Here is a 17,666-nt window from a genome sequence, read left to right on the forward strand (position 1 = left end):
GTGCTCGTGACTGGAAAGGATCAGCGCTCTTTGCGCTTGTTCGAGTCTTTCCAGATGAATATTCCGAATCCGACGAAGAACATCAGCATCAGACCGACCGTAATCACTCCAGCGATAACCACATTATCGAAGAACATGTCGGCCTCCATTCGCCTGAACCTGTCCGATGGGCTTAAGGTAGCGAATGGTTCGGGGGAGGAAATTGACCGAGGTCAATAGCGCCCGGAACCGGGCGCGCAAGGCGGGTGCAGGCTTGACCTGCATCAAGTTTTCAGCGCTTCTTGGGTTTGCCCTTGGGCTTTTTCTTCTTGGCCTTGCCCAGCGGCATGGCCTGCTCGAACGCCTGACGAACTTCGTTCAGACGCTTTTCATTGAGGTCGTGGACCCGGCGTGCACGTTCGGCACCGAGGTCGATCAGGTTGTTTTCTTGGCTCATGGCGGGCTCGGAAAGCTGACTGCAGTGCTGCAATCATGAAGGCTGCAGCCGGCGCTGACCAGTGGCGCTTGTATCTTCAGACTTCGATGTCCACCAGCAGCCCCTGGCGCGGCTGCTCACCCATCAAGGGTGCCACCGGCACGGTGTTGTCGGCGTTGACTTCATCGCCGGGCAACGCCTGGTACAGCTCTTCGTCCTGGCTCGACGGGCGTCGGCGCTGCTGACGGCGCTGCTCTTCGCGCAAGAGGATCGCGGCCTGCTCCGGGTCACGCTGCTTGAGGTCAATGGTACTGTCGCTGGAGCTCGGTTGCGCCGGGACCACGGGCTTGATGTCTGGCGTCGGCTTTACCGGGTCCAGTTGTTGTGTCACGGGTGCAGCACTGAGCGGGATGAGGGGCGGCAGCATGGGATGATCTCCTGTCGCCAGTGTGTCGGCTGATGGCCACGGGCCTTGAGCCAGTGCCGGCAAAATGTGCGGGGCGCTTCACAGTTGCCGGCTACTGTTCTTCGTCCTCGTCCGTCGGGGCGGGCTGGGCTTCGCTCCACGGCCGTTTGAGCACTTTGTTCCAGACGTCGTTCACGTGATCGCGCAACACTTGTGGTGCATCCTTGAGCGACGGGCTGTCTTCGCGCTCACCGCCATATGGCTGCTCGCCCTCGATAGCGATCAGCGACTGGCCATTGATAGCATAGCTGGCCTGGCCCTCACGCAACTCGACACGCAGTTCATGGGGGTCGACGCCGCCGCCACAAAAGGCGTGGCTGGCGACCGTCAGCTCGGCCAGGCCGTTGTTGTCGAGGTCACTGACGCCGCTGACGTCGGTATAAAAGCCGACATCCAGGTCGAGCCCGGAGCAGGTGGTCTCGTTCTCGATCTTCCAGCGCGGCTTGAAGCTGTCATCGCCCTGGCGCTCATACAGCGTTGCCGTGAGCACCACGCGATCGACGTCCTGATCGGTCTCTTCATCGCTGACCTGGTCGTCATTGCGGCTGAGCACCAGCAAACCTTCGCCCTCGCGGTCGTGGTAATGCACGCTCTGCACCGGCGATTGCACGCCCAGGGCCTCGAGTTGCGCAGCGGGAATCGGCGCCAGAATTTCGAAACCTTTGTTGTCACAGGCAGCCAGCAGAAGCACGCCCGCCACGGCCAGCGTTCGGATGAACCACGGGTTGGAGATCGGCATGGCTGTATCGGGCCCTCAATGGCGACAGCGGTTTTCGTCGATGAAGTTGCTAGACTCTTTGGTCTGCACAGAGCTATCCGTTAAGATAGTCGGCTTTTTCATGGCGGGAGTCAGGCAGTATGGCGCAGCAGTATCAACCGGGGCAACGCTGGATCAGCGACAGCGAAGCCGAGCTAGGTCTGGGGACCGTTCTGGCACAGGACGGCCGCTTGTTGACCGTGCTCTACCCGGCCACTGGCGACACCCGCCAGTACTCCCTGCGCAATGCGCCCCTGACCCGGGTGCGCTTCTCGCCTGGCGACCAGATCACCCATTTCGAAGGGTGGAAGCTGACCGTGCGCGAGGTCGAGGATGTCGACGGCCTGCTGGTCTATCACGGCCTCGACGCGCAGAACCAGGCGCGTACCCTGCCGGAAACCCAGCTGTCGAACTTCATCCAGTTCCGCCTGGCCAGTGACCGCCTGTTCGCCGGGCAGATCGACCCGCTGCCGTGGTTCTCGTTGCGCTACAACACCCTCGAGCACACCAGCCGTCAGTTGCAGTCGTCGCTCTGGGGCCTGGGCGGCACCCGCGCGCAACCGATTGCCCACCAGTTGCATATCGCCCGTGAAGTGGCCGACCGTATCGCCCCGCGGGTTCTGCTGGCCGACGAAGTAGGCCTGGGCAAGACCATCGAAGCCGGCCTGGTGATCCATCGCCAGTTGCTCTCGGGCCGCGCCAGCCGTGTGCTGATCCTGGTCCCGGAGAACCTGCAGCACCAGTGGCTGGTGGAAATGCGCCGGCGCTTCAACCTGCAGGTCGCGCTGTTCGATGCCGAGCGCTTTATCGAAAGCGACGCCAGCAACCCCTTCGAGGATGCCCAACTGGCGCTGGTTGCCCTGGAATGGCTGACTGAAGACGAAAAGGCCCAGGACGCGCTGTTTGCCGCCGGCTGGGACCTGCTGGTGGTCGACGAGGCGCACCACCTGGTCTGGCATGAAGACCAGGTCAGCCCCGAGTACGCCCTGGTCGAGCAACTGGCCGAGGTCATCCCCGGCGTGCTGCTGCTCACCGCGACCCCGGAGCAACTGGGCCAGGACAGCCACTTCGCGCGCCTGCGCCTGCTCGACCCGAACCGATTCCACGACCTGGCCGCGTTCCGCGCCGAAAGCGAGCACTATCGCCCGGTAGCCGAAGCGGTCCAGGAGCTGCTCGACGAAGGCCGCCTGTCGCCCAAGGCCCACGCCACCATCGAGGGTTTCCTCGGTGCCGAAGGCGAAGCCCTGCTGGCTGCGGTCAACGATGGCGATACCCAGGCCAGCGCCCGCCTGATTCGCGAGTTGCTCGACCGCCACGGCACCGGCCGCGTGCTGTTCCGTAACACCCGCGCGGCGGTCCAGGGTTTCCCTGAGCGCAACCTGCACCCCTACCCGCTGCCCAACCCCGACCAGTACATGGAGCTGCCGCTGGGCGAGCACGCCGAGCTGTACCCTGAGGTTGCTTTCCAGTCCCAGAGCGAAGGCAGCGAAGAAGAGCGCTGGTGGCGCTTCGACCCTCGGGTCGACTGGCTGATCGACACCCTGAAGATGCTCAAGCGGGTCAAGGTCCTGGTGATCTGCGCCCACGCCGAAACCGCCATGGACCTGGAAGACGCCCTGCGCGTGCGTTCCGGTATCCCCGCGACGGTGTTCCATGAAGGCATGAGCATTCTTGAGCGCGACCGCGCTGCGGCCTACTTCGCCGACGAAGAATTCGGCGCCCAGGTGCTGATCTGCTCGGAAATCGGCAGTGAAGGCCGCAACTTCCAGTTCGCCCACCACTTGGTGCTGTTCGACCTGCCAGCCCACCCGGACCTGCTCGAGCAGCGAATCGGCCGCCTGGACCGCATTGGCCAGAAGCACACCATCGAGCTGCACGTGCCGCACCTGCAGAACAGCCCGCAAGAGCGCCTGTTCCAGTGGTACAACCAGGCCCTGAACGCCTTCCTCAACACCTGCCCGACCGGCAACGCCCTGCAGCACCAGTTTGGCCCGCGCCTGCTGCCGCTGCTCGAAAGCGGCGATGACGATGAGTGGCAAGCGCTGGTCGACGAGGCCCATGCCGAACGCGAGCGCCTCGAAGCCGAGCTGCATAGCGGTCGCGACCGTTTGCTGGAGCTCAACTCCGGTGGCGCCGGTGAAGGCCAGGAGCTGGTCGAGGCGATCCTTGAGCAGGATGACCAGTTCGCCCTGCCGATCTACATGGAAACCCTGTTCGACGCGTTTGGCATCGACAGTGAAGACCACTCGGAAAACGCCCTGATCCTCAAGCCGAGCGAAAAAATGCTCGACGCCAGCTTCCCGCTGGGCGACGACGAAGGCGTGACCATCACCTACGACCGCAACCAGGCGCTGTCACGTGAAGACATGCAGTTCATCACCTGGGAGCACCCGATGGTCCAGGGCGGCATGGACCTGGTGCTGTCCGGTTCGATGGGCAACACTTCGGTGGCGCTGATCAAGAACAAGGCGCTCAAGCCCGGCACCGTGCTGCTGGAGCTGCTGTACGTCAGTGAAGTGGTGGCTCCGCGCGCCCTGCAGCTGGGCCGGTACTTGCCGCCGGCCGCGCTGCGCTGCCTGCTCGACGCCAACGGCAACGACCTGGCTTCGCGGGTGTCCTTCGAGACCCTCAACGACCAGCTCGAGAGCGTGCCCAAGGCCAGCGCCAACAAGTTCATCCAGGCCCAGCGCGACGTGCTGGCGCCGCGGATCAACGACGGCGAAGCCAAGATCATGCCGCGCCATGCCGAACGTGTCGCCGAAGCCCAACGCCGGCTGGCGGCGCAAACCGATGAAGAGCTGGCGCGCCTGATCGCCCTGCAAGCGGTCAACCCGACCGTTCGCGACAGCGAAATCGACGCCCTGCGCAAGCAGCGTGAACAAGGCCTGGCGATGCTTGATAAAGCGGCGCTGCGCCTGGAAGCGATTCGGGTGCTGGTCGCCGGATAATTTGCATCGGTTCAATCGCGGGTCAAGTCGAGTCGTCGCACCGCCGCTCCCACAGAGATATTGATGATTCTGTGGGAGCGGCGGTGCGACGACTCGACTTGACCCGCGATGCTTTTTCAAGCCACCACAGGCTTGGCGGCCATCATTTCGCTGTCAGCCACCATCCCCTCGCGCATCCTCTGCGCATCCCGGCTGAAGCACCGCGAGGCCAGCAGCAGGAACACCAGCGTCAACATCAACGCCACCGGTATCAGGTACATCGCCCCGTGCAGGCCTTCAGCCTTGAATGCCTCGCTCATCTGCACCGCCCCCGCTGCCTGCATGGCCGCCACGGCAAAATGGTCCGAAAGCGCCCCCACCACCACCGGCCCCAGGCCGCCACCGAGCAGATAAAGCCCGGCAAAGAACAGCGCCATGGCCGTGGCCCGCAGACGCGGCTGCACCACATCCTGAATCGCGGTGTAGACACAGGTATAGAAGTTGTAGGCAAACAACCAGCCGACACCGAACACCGCCACGAACACGCCGATCTCGATCCGCCCGGCATGCAGTGCCCAGGCGGTGGCCAGGGTGGCGATCAGCATGCTCAGGGCACCGAACAACAAGCGCCCGTTGGCAAAGCGCTGGTGTACCTTGTCGGCAATCCAGCCGCCAAGGGTCAGGCCAACCAGCCCGGTCAGGCCGACAATGACCCCGGTGGCCACCGCGGCCTGCTGCAGCGAGAGCAAAAAGTAACGCTGCAGCATCGGCACCATGAACGAGTTGCAGGCGTAGGTGGCGAAGTTGAAGGTAAGGCCCGCAAGCACCAGCCAGCAGAAGGTCGGCACACTCAGAACCCGGCGCAACGGCCGGTCCACGGGCGCCTGGGAGATCGCCACCGACTCCGCCGCGCCGCGCGCCGGCTCGCGGATCATGAACATGAACAGCGCCAGCAACAACCCGGGCACTGCGGCGATAAAGAACGGCGCCCGCCAGCTGTCAAAGGCCTGCACCATCGCGCCGATGGTGAAGAACGCCAGCAACAGGCCCAACGGCAGGCCGAGCATGAAGATGCCCATGGCCCGCGCGCGCTTCTCGGCGGGGAACAGGTCGCCGATCAGTGAGTTGGCGGCTGGCGCATAGCTGGCCTCACCGATGCCTACGCCCATGCGCACCAGCAAAAAGCTCCAGAAGCTGCCGACCATGCCATTGACCGCTGTCAACCCGCTCCAGGCCATCAGCCCCCACCCCATCAGTTTGCTGCGTGAACCGTTATCGGCCAGGCGCCCCAGCGGCAGGCCGGCAATGGCATAGACCAGGGTGAAGGCGGTACCGATCAAGCCGATCTGAAAGTCGCTCAGGTGCCATTCCAGGCGGATCGGCTCGATGATGATGGCGGGAATGGTGCGGTCGAAGAAGTTGAACAGGTTGGCCAGAAACAGCAGGAACAGGATTCGCCAGGCGTTGGCCGCTTGAGTGGAGCTCTGCATCGATCAGTCCCTCGTTATTATTGTTCGGGGCTTTCCAGCACGCCGAACTGAATCTAGAGGGCACTTGCCGATCTGTCTGCCACCATTGACCGGACTGATACCGGGTAATTGTAACCATTTGCAGTTTTAGAACCTGGCGCTATTGGTTCAATGACCAAATCGTAGGAATCAATATGCCATTATTCAGGATGGACTAATGCTGAGTTCCTATACTCCTGCACAACGGTCTCCAAGCGGGCTATAGGGGGACGAGTGCCAACTCGAAAAAGAGGCATGCTATGGAGTGGCTGGGGCTGCAAATGCTCGCCGAACTTCCGGCAACCGGACAGATCCTTCTCGATTGCAGGCACAACCCCTACCTGGTGCTGCTTGCCTTTCTGATCGCCTGTGCCGGCAGCTTCGCCACCCTCGACATGGCCGAGCGCCTGAGCCACGTCGAGCAACCCGCGGCCCAGCGGCAATGGCGCTTGCTCGGCGCCTGCTGTCTGGCTGGCGGCATCTGGGCCATGCACTTCATCAGCATGCTGGCCCTGCAAACGCCGCTGGAGGTTCACTACGACGTGGCCCTGACCGGGGTCTCGCTGCTGATCATGCTGCTGGCCGGCTGGATGGTCATGAATACCCTGAGCCGCCAGCAACTGCTGCCGCGCCACTACCTGCAAGCGGCGGTGTGCTTCGGCCTGGGGATCATTGCCATGCACTACACCGGCATGGCCGCCATGCGCTCCAGCGCCCAGCAGTTCTATCGCCCCGACCTGTTCGCCGCCTCGGTCGCTGCCGCCATCGCCACCAGCCTCGCGGCGCTGCTGTTCGCCCGTTATTTGCGCAATGGCAGCGGCACCCTCTTTCAACTGATGAAATACGGCGCCAGCCTGCTGATGGCCGGCGGCATTGTCGCGACCCATCTGCTGGGCATGGCCGCCTTGACCCTGGTACTACCCGCGGACACCGCGCTGTCGCTGCCGGTCAGCGACAACAGCCTGCAACTGAGCCTGACCATCGCCTTCATTACCCTGTTGATCAGCGCCAGCAGCATCAGCGCCGCGCTCTCGGACAAGAAGCTGCAAAGCAAGGAGCACGACCTGCGCCGGGTCAACGTGCTGCTCAGCCAGCTCGACCAGGCCCGGGTGTCCTTGCAGCAGGCCGCCCACTACGACGCCCTGACCAACCTGGTCAACCGCCGCGGCTTCAACCAGGTGTTCGCCGAGCGCCTGGCCGAGCAAACCGCCAATGACGGCATGCTGGCGGTGATGTTCCTCGACATCGATCACTTCAAGCGCATCAACGACAGCCTCGGCCATGATGCAGGCGACGAGTTGCTCAAGGTGATTGCCGCGCACATCAAGACCGCCACCCGCAGCCAGGACGTGGTCGCCCGTTTCGGTGGCGACGAGTTCTGCATCCTCACCGCCCTGCACAGCCGCGATGAGGCCCGGCACCTGGCCCAGCGCATCATGCAGAAGATGAAGGAGCCGATCGACCTGGCCGGTCGGCGCATGGTCATGACCACCAGCATTGGTATCAGCGTGTTCCCCGATGATGGCCGCAGTTGTGACGAGCTGTTGAAAAACGCCGACCTGGCCCTGTATCAATCCAAGGGTTGCGGGCGCAACAACCTGAACTTCTTCAACAGCAACCTGAAAACCCGCGCCACCCTCGAGCTGCAACTGGAAGAAGAACTGCGCATCGCCCTGCTCGAAGAACGTGGCCTGCGCATCCACTACCAACCGATTTTCGACCTTCACAGCGGCCAGGTGGCCAAGCTCGAGGCCCTGGTGCGCTGGCAACATCCACAGCACGGGCTGCTCAGCCCGGACCGCTTCATCGGCATTGCCGAAGCCAACGGCCTGATCGCCGAACTCGACCTATGGGTGTTGCGCCATGCCTGCGAAGACCTGGCCCAGCTCAACCGCCACGGTTACGACGGGCTCAAGGTGACCGTCAACTGCTCGGCGTTGACCCTGGCCCGCGAAGAACTGGCCCAGGAAGTCGAAGATGCCCTGCGTCAGGCCGGCATTCCGGCGCGCCAGCTGGAGCTGGAAGTCACCGAAAACGCGCTGATGGGCAACATTCACAACACCATCGCCCTGCTCAAGCGCATCCGCGCCCAGGGCGTGTCGCTGTCGATCGATGACTTTGGCACCGGCTACTCGTCACTGGCCTACCTCAAGCGCTTGCCGCTGGACACCCTGAAGATCGATCGCTCGTTCATTCAGGATGTACCGCGTTGCCGCCAGGACATGGAAATCGTCCAGGCCATCATCGTCATGGCCCACACCCTGCACCTGCAGGTGATCACCGAAGGCGTTGAAACCACCGAACAGTACCAGTTCCTCGCCCAGCAAGGCTGCGATTACCTCCAGGGCTACCTGCTCAGCCGGCCCGTGCCACTGGGTGAACTGCGGCCGATCCTGGGCGAACTCAACCAGCGCCATGAACAGGCGCTGAGCAGCATCAATCCTTACGCCGGTACAGATCAATCAGTGTCGCCGGATCTTTTTGCAGATAGCCCTGGCTACCATGCAAGCGCATCAGTTGGGCGGCCAGGCCGCTGATCGGGGTCGACGAACCCTGTTCGCGGGAAAATTTCACCGCGCTATCCAGATCCTTGAGCAAGGTGCGCACGTGCCACTTCACCGGCTCGAAGCGACTGGCGGCCATTTGCGGGGCCAGGATCTGCAGCGGCCTTGAATCGGCGAAACCACCCGCCAGGGCCTCGGCGATCAGGCTGGCGTCGACGCCTGATTGCTCGGCCAGCGCCACCACCTCGGCAATCACCAGCGCATTGCAGGCAACGATCATCTGGTTGCAGGCCTTGGTTACCTGCCCTGCCCCGACCGGCCCCATGTGGGTCACGCGTTGACCAAGGGTCAACAACAGCGGGCGCACGCGCTCAAGGTCGGCCGCCTCACCACCGGCCATGATCGCCAAAGTGCCGGCTTCGGAGCCTGGCGTGCCGCCGGAGACCGGGGTGTCGAGCCAGTGCATGCCGGTTTTCGCCGCCAGTTCGCTGGCCATCTCACGGGTAGCGGTCGGCTCGAGGCTGGAAAAATCCACCAGCAACTGGCCGGCCTTGCCTGCGCCAGCAATGCCCTGCTCACCAAACACCACCTCGCGCACCACCGCCGTGTCGGCCAGGCACAGCATCAGCACCTCGGCGTGCTGGCACAGCTCGGCCGGAGTCGCCACCTGGCGGGCACCGGCCTTGACCAGTTCGGCGCATTTGTCCGCCGAGCGGTTCCACACCGTCAGCGGATAACCTGCGGCCAGCAACCGCCGACACATGGGCAAGCCCATCAGCCCGATACCGGCAAACCCCAACGAAGGACGTGCAGTGCTCATGTACAGCTCCAGACAGATTAAAGAAGTTGACTGATCGGACGATTCAGTTTGCAGGCGTGGCAAGGAAAACTCCTACACAGGCATCGGGTTAACCCCTATCGCCCACGCCAAATGCGCACTGATACAGTCGCGAACCTCATCCAGTGATGGCTCTATGCTACCTACTAGAACAGCCACCCACCCCCAGGCAAATGGCGCAAAATGACCTCCAAGACTACTTCTGCCAACGCGGTTTCCGAGCTGACATCACCCACTCCCGCGTACAGCGCTCCCGGCTCGAGCTACTACAGCCCGCGGGCGCTCAACCCGCAGCAGTACCTGTACTTCACCGAAACGGATATCCAGCGCATCCTCGACAACCTCGATGGCCTGCGTGACCTGGTGTTCCCGCCCAGCGTGCATGTCGAAGACGACACCCAGCTGCGCCTGGACCAGCAGTTCCCCTCGGTGTGCCTGATTGGCCTGGGCCGTTGTGGCTCGAACATCGCCCTGGATGTCGCAGAACTTGTATACAACGCCAGGACCTTCTACCTCAACGAATTCAACAACGAAGACCGCGCCGGCAGCGAACCGAACTACAGCCCGGCGCGCTGGATTCGCAACAACCTGCGCCTGGTGCAGAACAAGGGCACCAAGCCGGTGTTCCTGGTAGAGCCGCTGGTGATGCTCGGCGACCTCGACAAGGACATCGCCGGACGCATCCGTTTTTCGCGCAAGGGTGAGAAGAGCGGTTTTATCCGCGACTACAGCAAGATGAAAATCATGGACCTGTCGGAAGTCCATGCCGGTGGCGCCGGTAACGCGCCGATCCTCGGCCAGTACCTGGCCAAGATCATCCTCAACAAGGAAACCCACCGCTTCTCCAGCGCCGACTGGAAGCTGATCCACTCGTACCTGATCGACTCCTGCGGGATCAAGGCCAACCAGTCACGCCTGTATTTCTACATCTTCAGCGCCGGTGGCGGTACCGGCTCGGGCATGGCTTCGGAGTTCGGCCTGGCCCAGCAATATTCGTACATGAACAAGACTTTCGACACCAAGCCGGCCGACGAAAACGATGGCAAGAGCGGTCATTCGTTCGTCTTCGAGCCGATCTTCACCAGCGGTATCTGCGTGCTGCCGAACATCTCCGATCATCGCAGCGAAATGTCCGAAGCCCTGCACATCAACGCCGGCCGGTTGTTGTGCAAGTACCTGTCCGAGGAATGGGATTTCTCGTACAACTTCGACAATGAAGACAGCAGCGAGGCCAGCGTCATGGGCCGCATCCGCCCCTGGAACGCCATGATGCTGATCTCCAACGACATCATGCGCTACGCCGAAGAGAACGATGACGGCAACATCCAGAACATCGACGTCAACGCCATGGAGAAGCACGCCAACCAGTACATCTCCCAGCAGATCTTCAACATCCTCACCGCCCAGGCAGTGACCACCGACTACGACCAGAACTACTTCCGTCGTGCCGGCATCGACATCGGCGAAACCATCCGCCTGGATGCCAACGACCTGTTCATGAGCCTGGCAGGCCCCGTGGCCATCGCCTACGCCGAATCGGTAGTGCCGGAACAGCCCTCGCCCAGCTCGGACAAATTCAAAGTGTTCGAGAAAGAGCAGCCGCGGCTGAACATCGACGACCTGTTCTTCCGCTCCATCGACCTGCCGCACTTCAACAAGGTGACCCAGGCGATCGAAGGCATCAGCCTGCTGCCGATTGAATCCCGCCGCTACCGCGCCGCCCTTGAGCAATACCAGGCCTCCGGCTACGACGCGGCGGCGCTGCACGACCTGCATTTTTTCAAGAACTGCTCGTCGGTGGTGTCGATCGTGTCGCTGCCCAAGGACTACAAGCTGTCGTACATGGACCTGAACCGGCTCAAGACTCACCTCAACAGCCTGTTCCCCAACACCACGCTCAAGCGCTATGCGCTGGTGATCGGTGCCTCGGCGAACCTGTCGCTGACCACCCTGATCGCCAAGAGCCCGTGCCTGTCGGACGACTTCCTGACCCTGATCGTGGCCTTTATCAAGCGCTGTTTTGCGCGTAACCCGTACCGCTTCGACGATACCCTGGACAATGCCATCCTTGAGTTCATCACCAGCGATGCCTTCGATGAAGACCGCATCGATGACCTGCTCAACGAGTTCGAGAACCCGGCGAAGATCCTCGATACCAACTGGTACGCGATCAAACCGATGTACGAAAAGAAATACCGCGAGCTGATCAACGACAAGAGCAAGTTCGTCTCGATCAATGACATCCGGCTGTCACGCGAATGCGTGAAGAAAGCGGTGAAATACCTGCGTGAAATCTACCGTCACCGCATCGGCAAGACCCGGGTGATCTCGTTGAACAGCCATACCGGCAAAGTGGATTACTGATTGAAAGCATCGCGGGGCAAGCCCGCTCCTACATCGGTAGGAGCAGGCTTGCCCCGCGATCAGACTGTTACCGCACTGCCTTGGCACACCCAACTGTTACCAACAGCCACCCCGGCTGAACAGTCCCGCGCACCAAAACCATCCCGCTGTGCATTTTCACGCACCATTTTGGCGCGTGATCAGCCGTTGGTCTTTTCCTGAATCACAATAAACGGCGAGACCACCACGGCCCAGATCTCTGGATCGCGGCTCTGAAGGTCTAGTGCCTGCTCTGCAGTGACCGCTCCGACAGTGCCAGCATTACGCCATGCAGCGACGCTTTCGCTACGGTTTTCGGCCATTGCCTGTGCAACATCGATCAGGTCCAGGGTCGGCTCGACCCAAATCAGGTCACCCTTGGCCCAAAAACGCTCCAGCGCTTTCCACTCGATTATTGCTGTCTCGCCGAGCAATTTGGCATAGAGGGTGCTTGGTTGATCTGTCATGGGTTCCTACCAGAAATAATTCGACCGCGATAAAGGTCGGTATTTTTGCAGAAAAACCCAGTTTCAAAATAAGTAATTGATCGACAAGGTGGTAAATGCCCGGGTTTGACCAGAGAAACTGGCAAAACAACGGCGTTTTTCTATAACTTTCTGTCGATTAGGCGACACCCCTGGTTTTTGCCCCGGCGGGCCTGCTTTTCAAGCGACAAAGCAGCGCTCTACACTGTACCGGTACAGTTGCCAGGGCCGTTCCGGGGGTTATCCGGGTCCGTGACGAGGCGTGGCCTCTCATGGAACCTGATCCGGTCCTCAAGCTCTGGCCGCCAGGACTATAAAAATTACAACAGAATGAGTGGAGCACTATGAGTAAGGCTACTAAGCAGATTTCCAAACTGTTTGCCGCAATGGTTCTGGCCGGGGTTGCCAGCCATTCGTTTGCAGCCGATACCATCAAGATCGGCATCGCCGGCCCGAAAACCGGCCCGGTCACTCAGTACGGCGACATGCAGTTCATCGGTGCAAAACAGGCCATCAAGGACATCAACGCCAAGGGCGGCGTCGACGGCAAGATGCTTGAAGCCAAGGAATACGATGACGCCTGCGACCCTAAACAGGCCGTGGCAGTCGCCAACAAAGTGGTCAACGACGGCGTCAAGTACGTGGTCGGCCACCTGTGCTCCAGCTCCACCCAGCCTGCGTCCGACATCTACGAAGACGAAGGCGTGATCATGATCACCCCGGCTGCCACCAGCCCGGAAATCACCTCCCGCGGCTACAAGCTGATCTTCCGCACCATCGGCCTGGACAGCGCCCAGGGCCCTGCGGCTGGCAACTACATCGCCGACCATGTGAAACCGAAAGTGGTTGCGGTACTGCACGACAAACAGCAGTACGGTGAAGGCATCGCCAGCGCGGTCAAAACCACCCTCGAAGGCAAAGGTGTCAAGGTTGCCGTGTTCGAAGGCCTGAACGCCGGCGACAAGGACTTCTCCTCGATCATCCAGAAGCTCAAGCAAGCCAATGTCGACTTCGTCTACTACGGCGGCTACCACCCGGAGCTGGGCCTGATCCTGCGTCAAGCCAAAGAGAAAGGCCTGAACGCCAAGTTCATGGGCCCTGAAGGTGTCGGTAACGACTCCATCTCGCAGATCGCCCAAGGCGCTTCCGAAGGCCTGCTGGTGACCCTGCCGAAATCCTTCGACGCCGACCCTGCGAACAAGGCCATCGCCGATGCCATCAAGGCTGACGGCAAAGACCCAAGCGGCCCGTTCGTGTTCCCGGCCTACTCGGCTGTCGAGCTGATCGCCGAAGGCATCAAGGCGGCCAAGTCCGAAGACACCGACAAAGTGGCTGCAGCCATCCATGCCGGCACCTTCAAGACCCCGACCGGCGACCTTTCGTACGACGCCAAAGGCGACCTGAAAGACTTCAAATTCGTGGTCTACGAATGGCATTTCGGCAAACCTAAAACCGAAGTTTCCCCTCAGTAATCCCGTCTGACTATATGACTACAAGCCCACTGTGCGAGCAGTGGGCTTTGTTTTACGAGGTTCATGGGCCTGATTCCCGCGATCCGGGAGCAGGTTCACCTGAAAATCTTAAAACCGTCACCAGCGGTTCGCTGGCAGTTGCCTGTGCCGAAGTGGCCAAGACCACAAGACCAGGCCGGGGGCATCCCCACCAGTGAAATGCGTATCAGGTTTTTAGGAGCGCTGTAATGCCTGAGATCTATCACTTCTTCCAACAGCTGGTTAATGGTCTGACCATTGGCAGCACCTATGCCTTGATAGCCATTGGCTACACAATGGTTTACGGCATCATTGGAATGATCAACTTCGCCCATGGCGAGGTGTACATGATCGGTTCCTACGTGGCCTTCATCGCCCTTGCGGGCCTGGCCATGATGGGGATCGATTCACTGCCGATATTGATGACCGTCGCCTTCGTCGCCACGATCTTCGTTACCAGTGCCTATGGCTACAGTATCGAACGGGTCGCCTACCGTCCGTTGCGTAACAGCAACCGGTTGATCCCGCTGATTTCTGCCATCGGTATGTCGATTTTCCTGCAAAACACCGTATTGCTATCCCAGGACTCCAAGGACAAGTCCATCCCCAACCTGATCCCTGGGAGTATCTCCTTCGGCCCGGGCGGCGCAGAGGAAGTGCTGATCTCCTACATGCAGATCCTGGTTTTCGTAGTCACCCTGGTGGCCATGACCGGTTTGACCCTGTTCATCTCCCGCTCGCGTCTGGGCCGGGCCTGCCGGGCCTGTGCCGAAGACATCAAGATGGCCAACCTGCTTGGCATCAACACCAACAACATCATCGCCCTGACCTTCGTCATCGGTGCCGCCCTGGCGGCCGTGGCGGCCGTGCTGCTGAGCATGCAGTACGGGGTGATCAACCCCAACGCCGGTTTCCTGGTGGGCCTGAAGGCCTTTACCGCGGCTGTGCTGGGCGGCATCGGCAGCATTCCGGGCGCCATGCTCGGCGGGCTGGTGCTGGGGGTGGCTGAAGCCTTTGGCGCCGATATCTTCGGTGACCAGTACAAGGACGTCGTGGCATTCGGCCTGTTGGTTCTGGTGCTGTTGTTCCGTCCGACCGGCATCCTCGGCCGTCCGGAGGTTGAAAAAGTATGAACAAAAATCTTAAACAGGCGTTCTTCAGCGCCTTGCTGGTCTGGGCTGTCGCCTTCCCGGTGCTGGGCCTGAAACTCAGCATCGACGGCATCAACCTGATCGTTCACAGCCAAGGGCCTTTCACCCTCACGGTCATCGCCGTGTGTTCGGTGCTGATGTTCTTGCGCGTGCTGTTCGACAAGCAATGGAGCGCGGCAACCAGCCGCCGTTCGGGCCGTAAGTTGATCTCGCCGGCCATGAGCAACTTCCTGACCCTGCCCAAGACCCAGCGCTGGATCATCATCGGCCTGATCATGGTTGCACTGGTGTGGCCGTTCTTCGGCTCACGCGGCGCGGTCGACATCGCCACCCTGATCCTGATCTACGTGTTGCTGGGCCTTGGCCTGAACATCGTGGTCGGCCTGGCTGGCCTGCTCGACCTGGGTTACGTCGGCTTCTATGCCGTCGGCGCCTACAGCTACGCCCTGCTGTCGCACTACTACGGCCTGAGCTTCTGGATCTGCCTGCCGATTGCCGGCCTGATGGCGGCGACCTTCGGCTTCCTGCTCGGCTTCCCGGTATTGCGTCTGCGCGGCGACTACCTGGCCATCGTGACCCTGGGTTTCGGTGAAATCATCCGCCTGTTCCTGCGAAACCTCACCGGTCTTACCGGCGGCCCCAACGGGATCAGCAACATCGAGAAACCAACCTTCTTCGGCCTGACCTTCGAACGCAAGGCCGCCGAGGGCATGCAGACCTTCCACGAGTTCTTCGGCCTGCAGTACAACTCGATCAACAAGGTGATCTTCCTCTACCTGGTGGCGCTGCTGCTGGCGTTGCTGGCGCTGTTCGTGATCAACCGCCTGCTGCGCATGCCGATCGGTCGCGCCTGGGAAGCCCTGCGTGAAGATGAAATCGCCTGTCGCGCACTGGGCCTGAACCCGACCATCATCAAGCTCTCGGCGTTCACCCTGGGTGCCTGCTTCGCCGGTTTCGCCGGCAGCTTCTTCGCCGCACGCCAGGGTCTGGTGACACCGGAGTCGTTCACCTTCATCGAATCGGCCATCATCCTCGCCATCGTCGTGCTCGGCGGCATGGGCTCGCAACTGGGCGTGATCCTTGCGGCCATCGTGATGATCCTGCTGCCTGAGCTGATGCGTGAATTCAGCGAATACCGCATGTTGATGTTCGGTGCGCTGATGGTGTTGATGATGATCTGGCGTCCGCAAGGCCTGCTGCCTATGCAACGTCCACATATGGAGCTGCGTCGATGAGCCGCGAAATTCTGCAAGTCAGCGGCCTGAGCATGCGCTTCGGCGGCTTGTTGGCGGTCAACGGCGTGGCCCTGACCGTCAAGGAAAAACAGGTAGTGGCGTTGATCGGCCCGAACGGCGCCGGCAAGACCACGGTGTTCAATTGCCTGACCGGTTTCTACAAGCCGAGCGCCGGCAGCATCCTGCTCGACGGCCAGCCGATCCAGGGCCTGGCCGGCCATCAGATCGCCCGCAAGGGTGTGGTGCGGACCTTCCAGAACGTGCGTCTGTTCAAAGAGATGACCGCCCTGGAAAACCTGCTGATCGCCCAGCACCGGCACCTGAACACCAACTTCTTTGCCGGCCTGCTCAAGACCCCGTCCTTCCGCCGCAGCGAGCTCGAAGCAAAAGAGTACGCACGGTACTGGCTGGAGAAGGTCGACCTGCTCGAGTTCGCCAACCGCCCCGCCGGTACGCTTGCCTACGGCCAGCAACGGCGCCTGGAAATCGCCCGCTGCATGATGACCCGTCCACGGATCATCATGCTCGACGAACCGGCGGCCGGCCTCAACCCGAAAGAGACCGAAGACCTCAAAGCGCTGATCAGCGTGCTGCGTGAAGAGCACAACGTCACCGTGCTGCTGATCGAGCACGACATGAAACTGGTCATGAGCATCTCCGACCACATCGTGGTGATCAACCAGGGCACGCCCCTGGCCGACGGTACGCCGGAACAGATCCGCGACAACCCTGAAGTGATCAAAGCCTACCTGGGGGAAGCGTAAATGCTGCAGTTCGAAAACGTTTCCACCTTCTACGGCAAGATCCAGGCACTGCACAGCGTCAACGTCGAGATCCGCCAGGGCGAGATCGTCACCCTGATCGGTGCCAACGGTGCCGGCAAATCGACCCTGCTGATGACCCTCTGCGGCTCGCCGCAAGCGAGCAGCGGCAGCATCCGCTACCTGGGTGAAGAGCTGGTCGGCCAGCCGTCCTCGCACATCATGCGCAAGAGCATCGCTGTGGTCCCTGAAGGCCGCCGCGTGTTCGCCCGCCTGACCGTGGAAGAAAACCTGGCCATGGGCGGTTTCTTCACCGACAAGGGCGATTACCAGGAGCAGATGGACAAGGTCCTGCAACTGTTCCCGCGCCTGAAGGAGCGCTTCAGCCAGCGTGGCGGCACCATGTCCGGCGGCGAGCAGCAGATGCTCGCCATCGGCCGGGCGCTGATGAGCAAACCCAAGCTGCTGCTGCTCGACGAGCCATCGCTGGGCCTGGCACCGATCATCATCCAGCAGATCTTCGACATCATCGAACAACTGCGCCGTGATGGCGTGACGGTGTTCCTGGTCGAACAGAACGCCAACCAGGCGCTGAAAGTCGCCGACCGTGCCTATGTGCTGGAAAACGGCCGGGTGGTGATGGAAGGCACCGGTGAAGCGCTGCTGACCGACCCGAAAGTCCGCGACGCCTACCTGGGCGGTTGATGCCAGACGCTTTATGCCACAAATGAAAAAAGGCCTTCGGGC

Annotated in this window: 15 protein-coding genes; 8 read left to right on the forward strand and 7 right to left on the reverse strand. The window is 61.4% G+C overall.

The features are described from left to right. Window positions 1-20: 20 nt before the first annotated feature. The 4 genes from ccoM to LOY22_RS20485 all read right to left on the reverse strand — a co-directional run bounded on the left by ccoM (window position 21) and on the right by LOY22_RS20485 (window position 1,620). Window positions 21-137 (reverse strand): cytochrome c oxidase subunit CcoM, encoded by a 117-nt coding sequence (ccoM, locus tag LOY22_RS26920; RefSeq protein ID WP_010221102.1) that lies wholly within the window; start codon window positions 135-137, stop codon window positions 21-23. 134 nt (window positions 138-271) lie between these two features. Next, window positions 272-436, reverse strand: coding sequence for a hypothetical protein (locus LOY22_RS20475; protein WP_093380215.1), 165 nt, complete (start codon window positions 434-436; stop codon window positions 272-274). A gap of 76 nt (window positions 437-512) precedes the next feature. After that, complete coding sequence (locus LOY22_RS20480) at window positions 513-842, reverse strand: hypothetical protein (RefSeq protein WP_045197844.1); 330 nt, start codon at window positions 840-842, stop codon at window positions 513-515. Window positions 843-933: 91 nt separating this feature from the next. After that, the gene (locus LOY22_RS20485; RefSeq protein ID WP_258594623.1) at window positions 934-1,620 is read right to left on the reverse strand and encodes a M949_RS01915 family surface polysaccharide biosynthesis protein; all 687 of its coding nucleotides are present in this window, start codon (window positions 1,618-1,620) and stop codon (window positions 934-936) included. A gap of 119 nt (window positions 1,621-1,739) precedes the next feature. Here LOY22_RS20485 and rapA point away from each other — a divergent pair, with 119 nt between their 5' ends. After that, window positions 1,740-4,586: an RNA polymerase-associated protein RapA gene (gene rapA / locus LOY22_RS20490; RefSeq protein ID WP_258594625.1), complete on the forward strand. Its 2,847-nt coding sequence runs from the start codon at window positions 1,740-1,742 to the stop codon at window positions 4,584-4,586. Window positions 4,587-4,702: 116 nt separating this feature from the next. Here the strand turns inward: rapA and LOY22_RS20495 are convergent, their stop codons facing one another. After that, a complete protein-coding gene (locus LOY22_RS20495; RefSeq protein WP_093380206.1) occupies window positions 4,703-6,055 on the reverse strand; it encodes an MFS transporter in 1,353 nt (450 codons plus the stop codon). Window positions 6,056-6,333: 278 nt separating this feature from the next. On the opposite strand from LOY22_RS20495, the gene LOY22_RS20500 reads away from it, so the two are divergent. Continuing rightward, entirely contained in the window at window positions 6,334-8,610 is a 2,277-nt protein-coding gene (locus tag LOY22_RS20500; RefSeq protein ID WP_258594627.1) for a bifunctional diguanylate cyclase/phosphodiesterase, read from the forward strand. Here LOY22_RS20500 and LOY22_RS20505 read toward each other — a convergent pair. Beyond that, window positions 8,510-9,397 carry an NAD(P)-dependent oxidoreductase gene (locus LOY22_RS20505; protein WP_258594628.1) on the reverse strand — a complete coding sequence of 296 codons (888 nt, stop codon included), beginning with the start codon at window positions 9,395-9,397 and terminating at the stop codon, window positions 8,510-8,512. The two genes, LOY22_RS20500 and LOY22_RS20505, sit on opposite strands and share 101 nt — an antisense overlap. Window positions 9,398-9,598: 201 nt before the next feature. On the opposite strand from LOY22_RS20505, the gene LOY22_RS20510 reads away from it, so the two are divergent. Next, complete coding sequence (locus LOY22_RS20510) at window positions 9,599-11,779, forward strand: hypothetical protein (RefSeq protein WP_045197831.1); 2,181 nt, start codon at window positions 9,599-9,601, stop codon at window positions 11,777-11,779. A 179-nt stretch (window positions 11,780-11,958) separates the two neighbouring features. On the opposite strand, the gene LOY22_RS20515 is transcribed toward LOY22_RS20510, so the two are convergent. Next, window positions 11,959-12,264: a DUF2288 domain-containing protein gene (locus LOY22_RS20515; protein ID WP_045197829.1), complete on the reverse strand. Its 306-nt coding sequence runs from the start codon at window positions 12,262-12,264 to the stop codon at window positions 11,959-11,961. 362 nt (window positions 12,265-12,626) lie between these two features. On the opposite strand from LOY22_RS20515, the gene LOY22_RS20520 reads away from it, so the two are divergent. The 5 genes from LOY22_RS20520 (at window position 12,627) to LOY22_RS20540 (ending at window position 17,624) form a co-directional block, all read left to right on the forward strand. Continuing rightward, window positions 12,627-13,754 (forward strand): branched-chain amino acid ABC transporter substrate-binding protein, encoded by a 1,128-nt coding sequence (locus tag LOY22_RS20520; protein WP_045197827.1) that lies wholly within the window; start codon window positions 12,627-12,629, stop codon window positions 13,752-13,754. A 227-nt stretch (window positions 13,755-13,981) separates the two neighbouring features. Further along, on the forward strand, window positions 13,982-14,905 hold the full coding sequence (gene livH / locus LOY22_RS20525; protein ID WP_028943524.1) for a high-affinity branched-chain amino acid ABC transporter permease LivH: 924 nt from the start codon (window positions 13,982-13,984) through the stop codon (window positions 14,903-14,905). Further along, window positions 14,902-16,158, forward strand: a complete 1,257-nt coding sequence (locus tag LOY22_RS20530) for a high-affinity branched-chain amino acid ABC transporter permease LivM (RefSeq protein WP_045197825.1) — start codon at window positions 14,902-14,904, stop codon at window positions 16,156-16,158. Before livH ends, LOY22_RS20530 begins: the two co-directional genes overlap by 4 nt. Next, window positions 16,155-16,922: a high-affinity branched-chain amino acid ABC transporter ATP-binding protein LivG gene (gene livG, locus LOY22_RS20535; RefSeq protein WP_045197823.1), complete on the forward strand. Its 768-nt coding sequence runs from the start codon at window positions 16,155-16,157 to the stop codon at window positions 16,920-16,922. The genes LOY22_RS20530 and livG overlap by 4 nt, the downstream gene beginning before the upstream one ends. Further along, on the forward strand, window positions 16,923-17,624 hold the full coding sequence (locus LOY22_RS20540) for an ABC transporter ATP-binding protein (RefSeq protein WP_045197821.1): 702 nt from the start codon (window positions 16,923-16,925) through the stop codon (window positions 17,622-17,624). The last annotated feature ends 42 nt before the right edge of the window (window positions 17,625-17,666 follow it).

The sequence above is a fragment of the Pseudomonas sp. B21-035 genome, assembly GCF_024748945.1.
GTDB lineage: Bacteria > Pseudomonadota > Gammaproteobacteria > Pseudomonadales > Pseudomonadaceae > Aquipseudomonas.